Source organism: Arthrobacter cavernae, assembly GCF_017368795.1.
Lineage (GTDB): Bacteria > Actinomycetota > Actinomycetes > Actinomycetales > Micrococcaceae > Arthrobacter > Arthrobacter cavernae.
The window spans coordinates 1-13,292 of record NZ_JAFNLL010000021.1; the positions used below are offsets into that span (position 1 = coordinate 1).

Here is a 13,292-nt window from a genome sequence, read left to right on the forward strand (position 1 = left end):
AGTTCCGCGCCCCGGGGTTACTGTATGTGGGCCGCGGCCCGCGCAGGGACGGTCGGCTCCTTGCCGAGTTCGCTTCGGAACGATTCTCGGGTCAGGTAGATGGCCACCGCGCTGATGACGCAGACGGCGCTGACCATGAGGGAGACGAATACCGGGTCTTTGCCGCCACCGAGAGCCAGAAGGCCGGCGGCGCTGAGCGGGGCCAGCCCGGCACCCAGCGTGGCGGCAAGCTGGTACCCGAGGGATGCACCGGTGTATCGGGCGCCGGTGCCGAACATTTCGCTGATGAAGGCCGACATCGGACCGTACATCGATGCCTGGATCAAGGGGTTGCCGATGAGGAACGCGAGCAGCACGAGAATCAAGTTGCCGGAGCCCAGCATCTGGAATATCGGATAGGCCAGCAAGGCACCGGCGATTGCGCCCCCGATCATAACGGGCCTGCGCCCGATCCGGTCGGAAAGAATGGCGAAGGCGGGAATTGTCACGATGTGCAGGCCCGTGGCACAGGCATGCACCAGCAACACGGCGGTCCTGTCCGCGCCGGACTGTACAGCCAGAGTGATCGCGAACGTAGCCAGGAGCCCTTGGAGCAGGAAGGCAGCCGAGCCTCCCAGCGTCGCCAGGGCAACGTTCTTGGGATAACGGCGGAGCACCACTACCAGAGGCGACCCGGTCTTCTCTTTCGATGCTGCCGATGCTTTCTCCGCCGCAAAGAGCGGGCTTTCGGAGACGCGGAGGCGAACGAACAAACCGACCAGCAAGAGGACCGCGCTGAACAGGAAGGGAACGCGCCATCCCCAGTTGAGGAAATCTTCCTTGGGCAACGTGGAAAACGCGGTCATGCTCAAGGTGGCCAGCAAGGCTCCGGACGGTCCGCCCATGTTTGCCACGCTGGCGGCAAGACCACGGTTCTTGGCCGAAGCGTGCTCCAGAGACATCAGGGCTGCACCGCCCCATTCACCGCCTACCGCAACGCCCTGGATGAGCCTGAGCACCACCAGCAGGATCGGGGCCATGCTGCCGATCTGGTCATAGGTGGGAAGCAGGCCGATGAGGGTGCTTGCCCCGCCCATGAGTGTCATGGTGATGACCAGCATCGATTTCCGACCCAGCTTGTCACCAAAATGGCCGAAAATGATGCCGCCCAGGGGTCTGGAGAAGTAACCGGCTGCAAGCGTTCCGAACGAGGCGATGGTGCCGACGACGGGGTCCATGTTGGCGAAGAAGATATGGGCAAACACGAGACTCGCCGCGATGCCATAGAGCAGGAAATCGTAGAACTCGACAACGCTGCCCAGGTAGCTGGAAAACAGTACGCGCCGCATGTGCGATTTGTCGGCAGCCGCTGGCTGCATTGAGGTAGTGGTCATTGGGATCCGCTCTCGATTCTGACTGACGGGCACATCATTGCGCCGGGTTCGCGGGGAAGCTTTGTGGTCGTGCATTTATCGCACGTGCATAATCACTATTAGCTCCAATGGTGATTCACGTCACCGGGCGTTGTCAATACGCCCCGGCCCGGTCATTAGGATTGCGGTGTGACTACAGAGCAATCCTCACCGGCGTCCCGCACAGCGGGCTCGCAGACCCTGGCGCGCGGTCTTAACGCGCTGAAGGCCATCGCCGCGTCACGCGACGGCCTGGCGATCAACGACGTCGCAGAGGTGCTGGGAGTCCACCGCACCATCGCCTACCGGATTCTCAACACACTCAGCGACGCCGGCATGATCCGGCGCAGCGACGACAACCGCTACCGCGGCGCGGCAGGACTGCTGCAACTGACCTCGGCCGCCCATGACGCCCTACGCGCAGCGGCCATTCCAGTACTGACCGACATCGCCGGCGAGCTGGGATCCACGGTGTCCCTTCTGATCAGGGAGGGCGGCGAAGCTGTCGCCCTGGCCGTGGTGGAGCCGCGCGGGCTTTCCTACCACATCTCCTTCGCCGAAGGCAGCCGGCACCCGCTCCACCGCGGCGCCGCCGGCCTGGCAATCCAGGCGAGCTATCCGCCGTCATCCACGGAAACCGACGCCGTGCGCACCACGCGCCAGAACGGCTATGCCATCACGTTCGGCGAGGTGGAACCCAACATGTACGGCCTCGCCGCCCCCATCAAGGGCGCCGGCCCGGACACCGCCGCGTGCATCAACCTGATCACCACCCGCAAGGAACTTGCCGAGTCCTCCGTGCCTGCCATCATTGCCGCAGCGGAGCGCATTTCGGGCCGCCTGGCCTGAGGTCCAGGCCCATGATCGACGCCACCTTCCCTTGACACCACCAGCTCCGGCGTGCTGTGATTCATGCCATTAGTAGTGCAAATATCGCTTTTCTAGGTGCGATAAATACACAGCCCAAAGGAGTCCTCCCATGACAGAGCGCCCGTACACCAGCGTCTGGTCCGACCTTGCCCAGAGCGAATTCAGCCAGGGCTATATCCAGGCCGGCCCCTACCGGACCCGCTACCTGCACGCCGGAAACCCCTCCAAGCCCACACTGATCGCCATGCACGGCATCACCGGCCACGCCGAAGCGTATGTCCGCAACCTGCAACCCTTGTCCGAGCACTTCGACGTGTGGGCAATCGACTTCATCGGCCACGGTTACAGCGACAAGCCCGAACACGCACTGGAAATCAAGCACTACATCGAGCAGCTACTCGGTTTCATGGACACGATCGGCGTCGAGAAGGCGTACCTCACGGGCGAATCCCTGGGCGGCTGGGTCACGGCACAGTTCGCCATCGACTACCCGGAGAAGGTGGAGCGCATCCTCCTGAACACCATGGGCGGCACCATGGCCAACCCTGTTGTCATGGAACGCCTCTACACACTGTCCATGGCGGCCGCCAAGGACCCGTCCTGGAATCGCGTCAAGACCCGCCTCGAATGGCTCATGGCCGATCCGGCCATGGTCACCGATGACCTCATCCGCACCCGCCAGGCCATCTTCGAACAGCCGGACTGGCTCCAGGCCTGCGAAGCAAACATGGCCCTCCAGGACCCTGAGACGCGCAAGCGCAACATGCTCACGGACGAGGCCCTGGCCCAGATCAAGGCTCCCGCCCTGGTGCTGTGGACCACCAAGGACCCCTCCGGCCCGGTCGACGAAGGACGCCGGATCGCCGGCCTCATCCCCAACGGTGAACTGGCCATCATGGAAAACTGCGGCCACTGGCCCCAGTACGAGGACCCGGCCACGTTCAACAAGATCTTCCTGGACTTCATGCTGGCCCGCTAGGACCAGCCGCAACGACGCGAAAGCACCAAAATGACAAGCAACAACTTCGATATTGAAACCGATGTCCTGGTGGTGGGCGCCGGTCCGGTAGGGCTCATGCTCACCAACCTGCTCGGCATGTACGGCCAGGACGTCACCCTCGTGGAACAGCTGCCGGAGTTGATCGACTACCCGCGAGGGGTCGGTATCGACGACGAGTCCCTCCGCTCGGTCCAGACGATCGGCCTGACGGACACTGTCCTCCCGCACACCACCGCCCAGCACATCATGCGGCTGGTCAACGGCCGCGGCAAGGTCATCATGACCAACGAGCCCAAGGCCGACGAATTCGGCTGGCCCCGCAAGAGCGGCTTCGTCCAGCCCCTGGTGGACCGGGCATTGTTCGACGGACTGGACCGCTTCGCGAGCGTCTCGGCGCACTTCGGCCACACGGTGGTGGACGCGACGGAAACCGCCGACGCCGTGATCGCCACCGTTGAGTACGACGACGGCAGCGGCACCCCCGCGCTCAAACGGATCAAGGCCAAGTACCTCGTCGGCTGCGAAGGCGGCAAGTCCCCCACCCGCAAGAGGCTCGGCACCAGCTTCGAAGGCCAGTCGCCCTCGACCCGCTGGCTCGTGGTCGACGTCGAGAACGACCCCCTGGGCACCCCGAACGTCTTCCTCGGCGCGGATCCGAAGCGGCCCTACGTCTCCATCGGCCTGGCACACGCCATCCGGCGCTGGGAATTCATGATCTTCGACCACGAAACGGACGAGCAGGTCACCGACAAGAAGTTCATCCACAAGCTGCTCGAGGACCACGTCACCAACCCGGCCGGGCTGGAAGTCATCCGGGAACGCGTCTTCACACACCACGGCAGGATCGCCGGCACCTTCCGCAAGGGCCGGCAGATTGTTGCCGGCGACGCCGCACACCTGATGCCGGTCTGGATGGGGCAGGGCTGGAACTCCGGAGTCCGCGATGCGACCAACCTCGCGTGGAAACTGGCCACCGTCCTGCGCGGGCAGGCCGGCGAGGAGCTGCTGGACACCTACGACCAGGAACGCCGCGACCACGCCAAGGCCATGATCGACCTCTCACTGACCCTGGGAGCCGTCATCAAACCCACGAATCCGGTGGTGGTGGGCGCCCGCGACGCGGCAGCCGCAGCCCTGAACCTGTTCCCGCAGGTGAAGTCCTACTTCTCGGAGATGCGGTTCAAACCGATGCCGCGCTACACCAAGGGCGTGGTGGTGGACCCCACATCCGCGGCCCCGGGCACCGCCAGGGCACGGCTTACCAGCAAACTGATACCGGTCCTGACGGCCAACAACCACAATTCGGCCGTGGGCGTGCAATTCATCCAGCCGCGTGTTAACACCAAGAACGCCCAAGGCATCCGTCTCGACGACGCCATCGGCAAATGGTGGACAGTGCTGGCCTGGGGCAACGATCCCAAGGGCATGTTCAGCTCCGAGGAAGTGGCCCGGCTGGAAACACTCGGTGCCACGTTCGTCGCCGTCGTTCCGGAAACCCAGCGCAACTGGGCCGAGGAGCGCTACGGCCGCGACGTGATCGTCGTGGGCGACGCCGAGGGCCGCCTCAAGAGGTGGTTCGATGACCGCCCAACGCCGGTGCTCTTCATCCGCCCGGACCGCTTCGTGGCCGGCGCCTGCCTGGCCCAGGACGCCCCGCGCACCCTCTCAGCCATCCTCACCGCAATGTCTTTCAAGGAAGGAGCCAGCCATGACGCTCGCACTCGTCTGCATGTCGCATAGTCCGCTTCTGGAGGTCACCGCACCGCCGGAAGAAATCCAGGACGACGTCGACGCCGCCTTCGCGGTGGCCCGAAAGTTCGTGGAAGACTTCGACCCGGACCTGGTGGTGTCCTTCGCGCCGGACCACTACAACGGCTTCTTCTACGAGCTCATGCCTCCGTTCTGCATCGGCTACGAAGCCCTGTCCGTGGGCGACTACGGATCCGAGGAAGGACCGTTGAACGTCCCCACGCATATCGCCAAGGACCTCGCCCAGGCGGTCATCGACGCCGACCTCGACGCCGCGATCTCGCTGAAGATGGAAATCGACCACGGCGCCGTGCAGCCCCTTGAGGTCCTCTTCGGCTCCATTGCGGCCAAACCGGTCGTGCCGATCTTCGTCAACTCCGTGGCCCCGCCGTTCGCATCGATGCGCCGCGTCCGGCAGCTAGGCACCGCCGTCGGGAACTACCTCAAGACGCTGGACCAGAAGGTCCTCATCATCGGCTCCGGCGGGCTGTCCCACGACCCGCCCGTGCCGCAGATCGCCACCGCCACAACGGAGCAGAAGGCCATGCTGCTCAACGGCCGGCACCCCACCGCTGCGGCAAGGAACGCCCGCCAACAGCGCGTCATCGATACCGCCGCAGCGTTCGCGAAGGGCGAGGCGAACATCATGGACCTCAACCCTGAATGGGACCGCGAATTCCTCGCCATCATCGCCTCCGGGGACCTGGAGAAGCTGGACACCTGGACGGCCACGGAGATGGCCGCCGCGGCCGGCAACTCCGCCCACGAGGTCCGCAACTGGGTGGCCGCCTACAACGCACTGGCAGCTGCAGGCGACTACAGGGTCACCTCAGAGTACTACCGCCCTATTCCCGAATTCATCGCCGGTTTCGGCGTGACCACAGCGATGGTGAAGTGATGAGCACACAGATCGAAACCGCCCGTACCGAGCTGAAGGACCAGCTGGCCACGGAACTGCTGGAGGCCACCGGCTCCCTGGCTCCCGTGGCCCCCTTGCGGGACCGGCTGGAGGGAATGGACCTCGCGGACGCCTACTACGTCCAGACGGTTCAGCTGGATCACCACCTTGCGTCCGGCCGCGTGCTGGCGGGCCGGAAAGTCGGCCTGACGTCCTTGGCCATGCAGCAGCAGCTGGGCGTTGATTCGCCCGACTTCGGCTTCTTCTTCGAGGACATGGTGCACGGCGACGGCGCGGACATCCCGGCGTCAGCGTTCATTTCACCCAAGGTCGAACCGGAATTCGGCTTCGTCCTGAAGTCCCGGCTGCAGGGACCGGGCGTCACCCTGGAACAGGCAGCGGCCGCGATCGGCGCCGTCTACCCGGCGATCGAGATCATCGATTCCCGCGTGGCCGACTGGGACATCCGGCTCGTGGACACCGTGGCGGACAACGCCTCCTGCGGTGCCATCGCCGTCGGCTCCACCGCGCTCGACGTCGATCCCTCCGCACTGCTGGACGTCTCCTGCTCCCTGGTGATCGATGGCGAGACACTTGGAACCGGGACTGGCGCCGATGTCATGGACAACCCCGTGGCCCCGCTCGCCTGGCTCGCGAACGTCCTGGGCGAACAAGGCGTGGCGCTGGAAGCCGGCCAGCTGATCCTCCCCGGCTCCTTCACCAAGGCCGAGCCCGTGACGGCGGGAAGCACCGCGACAGCGGACTTCGGCGCACTGGGCGCCCTGACCATCAACTTCATCTGATCCCCTCCAGGGTCAACACCAAAAAGGACACCCCATGGCCAAGAAAACCGCCGCGATCGTCGGCTCCGGCAACATCGGCACCGACCTGATGTTCAAAATCATGCGCCGCAGCACCAACGTCGAAGTCAAGTACATGATCGGCGTCGACCCCGCCTCCGACGGCCTGGCCCGCGCCGCCCGCCTCGGCATCACCGCCTCCGCCGAGGGCGTCGACTGGCTGCTGGCCCAGGACGAACTCCCGGACTTCGTGTTCGAATGCACCTCGGCCAAGGCCCACGAAGCCAACGCCCCCAAGTACAAGGCCGCCGGCATCCACGCGATCGACCTGACGCCGGCCGCCGTCGGGCCCTACCTGTGCCCTGTGGTGAACCTGGACGCACTGGAAGACGTCCTGAACGTCAACATGATCACCTGCGCCGGACAGGCCACCACCCCGATCGTCGCCGCGATCTCCTCCGTGGTCCCCGTGGACTACGCCGAGATCGTCGCCTCCATCGCCTCCAAATCCGCCGGCCCCGGCACCCGCGCCAACGTCGACGAGTTCACCGAAACCACCTCCCGGGCCCTGGAAGAAGTCGGCGGGGCCAAGCGCGGCAAGGCCATTATCATCATCAACCCGGTCGAACCGCCCATGATCATGCGCAACACGATCTACGCCGCGATCCCCGCCGAAGCGGCCGAACCCGGCGAACTGCAGGACAGGATCGTTGCGGCGATCGACGCGGCCGTGGCCAACATCCAGGACTACGTCCCCGGCTACTCCCTGCGCGTCGAGCCCCAGTTCGATTCCGCACGCGAAGACTGGGACGGCAACGGCCGCGTAGGCGTCTGGGTCCAGGTCAAGGGCGCTGCAGACTACCTGCCCGAATACGCCGGGAACCTGGACATCATCACCGCCGCGGCCACCCGGACAGCTGACCTGCTGGCCGAACGCATGGACGCCAACACTTCGACCCCCGTAGGAGCATGACCATGAGCACCCACACCGAGCTGAGCGTCCGGCTGACCGACACCACGCTGCGTGACGGCTCCCACGCCATGAGCCACAAATTCACCGAAGAGCACGTCCGCTCCGTGGTCCGCGCCCTGGACGACGCCAAAGTCGAAATCATCGAAGTCACCCACGGCGACGGGCTCGGCGGCTCCTCCTTCAACTACGGCTTCTCCCTCACCCCCGAGCTGGACCTCGTCCGCGCTGCCGTCGACGAAGCCAGGAACGCCAAGATCGCTGTACTGATGCTCCCCGGACTGGGCACCATCCACGATCTCAACCAGGCGCACGAGGCCGGTGCGTCCGTGGCCCGCATCGCCACCCACAGCACCGAAGCCGACGTCTCCATCCAGCACTTCCAGCACGCACGGAAGCTGGGCATGGAAACCGTTGGGTTCCTGATGCTCTCCCACCGCGCAACCCCGGAGAAACTCGCCGAACAGGCCCGCATCATGGCTGACGCCGGCTGCCAGTGCGTCTACGTCGTCGACTCCGCCGGCGCCCTCATCCTGGATGACGTCTCCGACCGGGTTTCCGCCCTCGTCGCGGAACTCGGCAACGACGCCCAAGTCGGTTTCCACGGCCACCAGAACCTCAGCTTCGGCGTCGCGAACTCCGTCTACGCCGCCCGTGCCGGGGCCAAACAGATCGACGGAACCCTCCTGGCCCTCGGAGCCGGAGCAGGCAACTCCCCCACCGAGGTCCTCGCCGCCGCCTTCGAACGCATCGGCATCCATACCGGCGTCGACGTCCACGGCGTCATGGCAGCGGCCGAGGATGTCGTCAAACCCATCATCACGCGCATGCCCATCATGGACCGCGCCTCCATCATGCAGGGATACGCCGGCGTCTACTCCTCCTTCCTCATCCACGCCGAACGCGCCGCAGAACGCTACGGCGTGCCCGCCTGGCAGATCCTCGAGGAAATCGGCAAAGCCGGCTACGTGGGCGGCCAGGAAGACATGATCGTGGACGTGGCAGTCCAGCTCGCTTCAGGGGCCCGTGTGGCCTGACGCGCACCGTCTGCCAGCTGTGGGCCCGCTCCGCTTCCCGGCGAACGGCCAGGCCGCAAAAACACCAACGCTCTCTCACCTTTGGCCCAAAAATCACCAACGCTCTCTCACTTTCTTGACGCAAGTGAGAGAGCGTTGGGGAAAAAGGCACCAAAGGTGAGAGAGCGTCGGCCTACCGCAGGACGATATCCACGGGGTTCGCCTCGGAACGCCATTCGCCCGGGACGCCGGCGCCCGGCGCGATCACCGGGGCCGTGAGCACGCCGGAGCGGTTGGTCCGCTTGTCGCGCAGGATCTCGGTAACGGAGCCTAGGTGCCGGGAGAGGTCGATGACGTTCTCCGGGGCGGCCAGGAGCAGCTGGAAGCCGAACTCGTGCAGCGCCTTGATGCCGGCGCCGGCGAATTCCTCGGAGGCCAGGACGAAGGCCTCGTCCATCATGACGGTCCCGTAGCTGGTGAAGCCCTGCTCGGCGATGCCCAGCTGGTAGCTCAGCGCCGCGGCCATGATGAACGCCGTGAAGCGCTGCCGCTCGCCGCCGGACATGGAGCCGGTGTCGGCGTGCATGAAGACGTCGGTCTTCTTGCCGCCGCCCTTCTTGCCCGACGCCGGTCCCGCCACGGAGCGGTGTTCCTTGCACTGGATGAACAGGTGCCCGCGCACGTCCAGCACCTCGGCGCGCCAGCGCCGGTCCTCCGGGGCGTGCGAGCCGAGCCGCTTGACCAGGGTCTCCAGCGACTTGTAGCGCGCGGTGAGTTCGGCGTCGTCGTCCGCTTCCGTCGTCGACGCCGCGCCGGTGGCACGCGAGGGCCGCGTGTGCCGCGCCTTCAGGGCGTTGTGGATGGCATCCTTGAACTGCTTGGCCGTGGCCGGCAGCGTCTGCTTGATGTCCAGTTCCAGGAAGCTTCCCTCGTGGAAGTTGACCTCGGACAGGATGCCGTTCAGGGGCAGGATGCGGCTGGTGATGGAGCGGCGTTCCTCGTCCAGCAGGTGCAGGAGCGTGCTGAACGATTCGTGCGTGCGCTGGTTGAAGAACAGCCGGAATTCGGCTTCCTGCGCGGGCAGGCCGTCGCTGACGATGGCGTGGTAGCGGGCCTCGAACTCCCCTGCCGCGCCGATCGAGGTGCCGTGGTCGGCGCTGATGGCCGTGCCCCAGTCGCGGACGAAGCCCTCGAACAGGCGGGTGAGCCGTTCCGCCGTCGCCTGCCCCCGTGACTCCGCCGCGTGCAGCTCGTTGAGCAGCGCGCTGCGGACCTCCACGGCCAGCGTGTCGAGCTCGTGCAGCTCGGCGAGCTCGGCGAAGCCGGCGAAGTACGGTTCCAGCGCGGCGACGGTGGTGCCCGACGGCGGTGCTTGCTCCAGGCGGAGCCGCGCCGCTTCCAGCAGGGTGTCCGCGGTGGTCATCTGCTGGTCCAGGGCCTTGTATTCGCTCTGCAGCACGGCCGCGGCGCCCGTGGAGGACTGGTGCTTTTCCCGCACGGCCTCGATGTTGGCACGCAAGGGCTCGAGGTCTGCCTGGGCGGCGAGGGCATCGGCGAGGCGCTGCTCGATCCTGCCCAGTTCCTCGGCAGCAACGTCGGCGGAGACCTGCTCCCACGGGCGTTCGTCCTCGGCCACGCGGCGCAGGGCCTCCAGCTGGCGGGCCATGCCCTGGTGCGAATCCTCGCGGCTTTGGGCCAGTTCCGCGGCCTTGACGAGCTCGTTCTCCAGCTCGCCCACCCGGGCAGCCACGAGTTCCAGCTTGGAGGCGTTGTCGAAGCCGAGGACGTAGTCCTGGCGGCCGGTGAAGCGGTCGTCCTTCTCCACGGTGTGCCGGTTGCGCTTGACCACGCCGCCCAGGCTCAGGCCCTTGTCCAGCGTGGCGAGCTCGTCCGGGTTTTCCACACAGGGGTAGGCGAAATCAAGGGCGATCCGCTCGCGGATCCACTCGCCGGCGTCGGCGTTCACGCCCGAGGTGAGGATGCTCAGCTTGCCCAGCAGCTCGCCGTCGGACACGTCCTCCACAGCCAGCGCCCCGCCGGCCAGCGGCTTGGACACGTCCACCGCGCGCAGCGAGCCGCGGACGGTGTTGTCGTTGAGGTAGCGGGTGACCGCCGCGAAGTGCTCGCCGGGGACCAGCAAAGTGGTGGCGAGATTCCGCAGGGCACGCTCGGCGGCCGGTCGCCACTGCTCCTCCCCCTCGGCCAGGTCGATCAGCTCGCCGCCGAACGGCATCCGGTCCTCCGGGATGCCGGTGGCGGCCGCGATGGCGGCACGGTTTTCAATGCTCGACGGCGGCAGCAGGGACTTGCGCGTCTTGAGCGACACCAGTTCCTGCCCGGCAGCAGCCAGCTCGCGCTTCAGCGTCGCGTGGGAGTCGAAGGCCTCGAAGCGGAGTTCCTTCAGGGCCTCCGTGTCGCCCTGGAGCTCGGCGGAGCGGGCCCCGGCCTGCTCCTGGGCCTGTTCCCAGCCGCCCGCGGACCATTCGAGGTCCAGCCCGGCGTCGGCCAGGGCCTTCCGCGCCGAATCCTCCACCTGCTGGCGGAGCTTCAGGCCGACCCGGGCGTTCTCAAGCGACTGTTCAATCGCGGAAATCGCGTTGCCGCCGCGGTTGTTGTAGTCCGATTCGAGCCCGCGCAGATCCTTGGCCAGGGCGTCGCGGACCGTCCGTTCGGCGGCAAGTTCCTGGGCTTTCGCCTGGGCCAGCTCCTTGAACCGGGCCAGCGTCTTGGCATGCACGGTGACAGCAAGCTGCTGCTTGTAGGCGTCGAACTCCCCGCCGGCCAGCTCGCGGAGGCGATTGGCGTCCAGCAACGCCTGGGCGTAATCCTTGTTCAGCGCCGGCACCGGTGCGAGCTGGTCGCGCTGCTGCCGCACGTCCTCCAGGCGCTGCCGGATGGACATGAGGTTGCTGAACTCCTCCACAACGTCATCCGCCGCGGCGAGCGTGGCCGGGGCGTCCAGCACTTGGTCGCGGAAGAAGGTGTTGACGCTGCCGCCCAGGCCTTTGCCGGCCTGGATGACGCGCAGCAGGGGCAGTGCCTGGTCCGAGTTGATGCCCAGGAGCCGGCGGAACCGCTCCGCGAACGACTTGTGGACATCGAACACCTGGGCGTCCGGGAAGATCGTTTCCAGGGAGCCGCGGGTGAAGCGCTTCTGCGCGATGCCCTCGATCGCCGCCAGATCCAGCGGCTTGCCGTCGATCAGGTAGAAGCGGCCGATGCTGGACTCCGTGCCGTTCTTGGGCAGGTCGAACAGGGCGGAAACCGTCACCTTGGTGCCGGCGGCGTTGTCGAACGTCAGCGCGACGGCGGACCAGGTGGCGCCGGGGCGCTGGAAGGCACTGGCCGAGCCCTCGCCCACGGCCTTGTCGCCCACCTTGCCGCGCATGTATGTGAACGTGGTCCTCTTGTCCTCCACAGCCCCGCCGGCGCGCTGTCCGGCGGCCTCGTTGGAGCGCGGCCGGGCATCGAAGACGCGCAGCATGGCATCAAACAGCGTGGACTTCCCGACGCCGGAATTACCCGTCAGGAGGGTGCCGTTGCGGTCCACGTGCATGGTGTGGGCGCCATGGAACGTGCCCCAGTTGACCACCTGGACCAGCGCCAGGCGCATCTGGCCAGGGTTCGTCAGCTCGCCGATCGGGAGCATGGTTGCGATGCTCACTTGGCTGCCTCCACTGTCGCGTTGGGGGACGACGACGGCGATGCCGCCCCCGCCCCTTCGCCGGCCGGCCCTGTTGCAAGCAACAGGCCGTCCGGCTCCGACAGGCCCGATGCCACTCCCGGGGCGGCATCGCCGTCGGCGTCGTTGGGTGCCTCTCCGTCACCCTCGGTGCCCTCGCTCTCCCCGTCGCCGTCATCGTCCGAGTCCGCGAGCTCAAGCAGCGGCTCCGTGCCGGTTTCGTCGGCTGCCACTGCTACCAGGGCTTCGATTTGGGCGGGGATGTCGCCGATGTTTTCGAAGGGGAGGGCCAGGGGGAGGGCGTTGGAGATCGTGTAGGTGTCGTCCAGGGAGGTGGCCAGGAGGAGTTGGCGGGCCTGGAGTTTGGTGATGGTGCGGGTGACCACGTCGGCGTCGCGGAGGGCGTCCTGTTGGCCGGCGGGCTGGTAGTGCGCCACGAGGTCGGCGATTTCCTCGCGCGTGATGGTGGGGTCCGTGTTCGCCGTGACGTGGCGGTCCAGCAGGAGGCGGAGGCGCAGCAGCACGATGGTTTCGACCCGGCTCAGGGCACGTTGCTGGCGCAGGATGCTGGAACGGCTGCTGCCGCCGATGGCATCCGGATCCACCGGGCGGAGCACCGCGATCTTGCGTTCGTGGTCCAGTTGCAGGGTCAGGAACAGTTCGGAGAGCCGGCTGCGCAGGATGAGCTGGCTGTCCAGGAGCGTGGTCCACAGTTTCTCGTCGCGGCCGCCGTCCACATACGGGCCCTTGAGCAGCTTCACGAGGGCCTGGCGGACCTTCATCGGGAGGACTCCGGTGTCCCCGGGGAACAGCGCTGCGCCGTCAATAAAAGTGTCGCGGGGCGTGACCCGGAAGGGATCCGCAGGCGGGACCGCCGCCTCCGGAGCCGCCGTCGTCGTTATTTCTTCAGTCATGG

At 66.5% G+C, this 13,292-nt stretch carries 10 protein-coding genes; 7 read left to right on the plus strand and 3 right to left on the minus strand.

Going from position 1 to position 13,292, the window contains the following annotated elements:
• Positions 1 to 17: 17 nt before the first annotated feature.
• Positions 18 to 1,448, minus strand: coding sequence for an MFS transporter (locus tag J1902_RS09840; protein WP_307794418.1), 1,431 nt, complete (start codon positions 1,446 to 1,448; stop codon positions 18 to 20).
• A gap of 93 nt (positions 1,449 to 1,541) precedes the next feature.
• On the opposite strand from J1902_RS09840, the gene J1902_RS09845 reads away from it, so the two are divergent.
• The 7 genes from J1902_RS09845 to dmpG all read left to right on the plus strand — a co-directional run bounded on the left by J1902_RS09845 (position 1,542) and on the right by dmpG (position 8,715).
• Positions 1,542 to 2,240, plus strand: coding sequence for an IclR family transcriptional regulator (locus tag J1902_RS09845; RefSeq protein ID WP_207616079.1), 699 nt, complete (start codon positions 1,542 to 1,544; stop codon positions 2,238 to 2,240).
• Between the two features lie 130 nt (positions 2,241 to 2,370).
• Positions 2,371 to 3,240: an alpha/beta fold hydrolase gene (locus tag J1902_RS09850; protein ID WP_207616080.1), complete on the plus strand. Its 870-nt coding sequence runs from the start codon at positions 2,371 to 2,373 to the stop codon at positions 3,238 to 3,240.
• A gap of 30 nt (positions 3,241 to 3,270) precedes the next feature.
• Positions 3,271 to 5,001 (plus strand): bifunctional 3-(3-hydroxy-phenyl)propionate/3-hydroxycinnamic acid hydroxylase, encoded by a 1,731-nt coding sequence (locus J1902_RS09855; RefSeq protein WP_207616081.1) that lies wholly within the window; start codon positions 3,271 to 3,273, stop codon positions 4,999 to 5,001.
• Positions 4,970 to 5,908 carry a 3-carboxyethylcatechol 2,3-dioxygenase gene (locus tag J1902_RS09860; protein ID WP_207616082.1) on the plus strand — a complete coding sequence of 313 codons (939 nt, stop codon included), beginning with the start codon at positions 4,970 to 4,972 and terminating at the stop codon, positions 5,906 to 5,908. The genes J1902_RS09855 and J1902_RS09860 overlap by 32 nt, the downstream gene beginning before the upstream one ends.
• Positions 5,908 to 6,711 carry a 2-keto-4-pentenoate hydratase gene (locus J1902_RS09865; RefSeq protein ID WP_242701835.1) on the plus strand — a complete coding sequence of 268 codons (804 nt, stop codon included), beginning with the start codon at positions 5,908 to 5,910 and terminating at the stop codon, positions 6,709 to 6,711. Before J1902_RS09860 ends, J1902_RS09865 begins: the two co-directional genes overlap by 1 nt.
• 34 nt (positions 6,712 to 6,745) lie before the next feature.
• Entirely contained in the window at positions 6,746 to 7,681 is a 936-nt protein-coding gene (locus J1902_RS09870) for an acetaldehyde dehydrogenase (acetylating) (RefSeq protein WP_207616083.1), read from the plus strand.
• Between the two features lie 2 nt (positions 7,682 to 7,683).
• Complete coding sequence (gene dmpG / locus J1902_RS09875) at positions 7,684 to 8,715, plus strand: 4-hydroxy-2-oxovalerate aldolase (RefSeq protein ID WP_242701836.1); 1,032 nt, start codon at positions 7,684 to 7,686, stop codon at positions 8,713 to 8,715.
• Positions 8,716 to 8,887: 172 nt separating this feature from the next.
• On the opposite strand, the gene J1902_RS09880 is transcribed toward dmpG, so the two are convergent.
• Positions 8,888 to 12,358: an ATP-binding protein gene (locus J1902_RS09880; protein ID WP_207616085.1), complete on the minus strand. Its 3,471-nt coding sequence runs from the start codon at positions 12,356 to 12,358 to the stop codon at positions 8,888 to 8,890.
• Positions 12,355 to 13,290, minus strand: coding sequence for a DUF4194 domain-containing protein (locus tag J1902_RS09885; protein WP_242701837.1), 936 nt, complete (start codon positions 13,288 to 13,290; stop codon positions 12,355 to 12,357). The genes J1902_RS09880 and J1902_RS09885 overlap by 4 nt, the downstream gene beginning before the upstream one ends.
• Between the last annotated feature and the right edge of the window lie 2 nt (positions 13,291 to 13,292).

Coding starts and splice junctions, on each gene's coding strand:
- J1902_RS09840 (WP_307794418.1), bottom strand. CDS start 1,448: ATGCACGACCACAAAGCTTCCCCGCGAACCCGGCGCAATGATGTGCCC.
- J1902_RS09850 (WP_207616080.1), top strand. CDS start 2,371: ATGACAGAGCGCCCGTACACCAGCGTCTGGTCCGACCTTGCCCAGAGC.
- J1902_RS09855 (WP_207616081.1), top strand. CDS start 3,271: ATGACAAGCAACAACTTCGATATTGAAACCGATGTCCTGGTGGTGGGC.
- J1902_RS09860 (WP_207616082.1), top strand. CDS start 4,970: ATGACGCTCGCACTCGTCTGCATGTCGCATAGTCCGCTTCTGGAGGTC.
- J1902_RS09865 (WP_242701835.1), top strand. CDS start 5,908: ATGAGCACACAGATCGAAACCGCCCGTACCGAGCTGAAGGACCAGCTG.
- J1902_RS09870 (WP_207616083.1), top strand. CDS start 6,746: ATGGCCAAGAAAACCGCCGCGATCGTCGGCTCCGGCAACATCGGCACC.
- dmpG (WP_242701836.1), top strand. CDS start 7,684: ATGAGCACCCACACCGAGCTGAGCGTCCGGCTGACCGACACCACGCTG.
- J1902_RS09885 (WP_242701837.1), bottom strand. CDS start 13,290: ATGACTGAAGAAATAACGACGACGGCGGCTCCGGAGGCGGCGGTCCCG.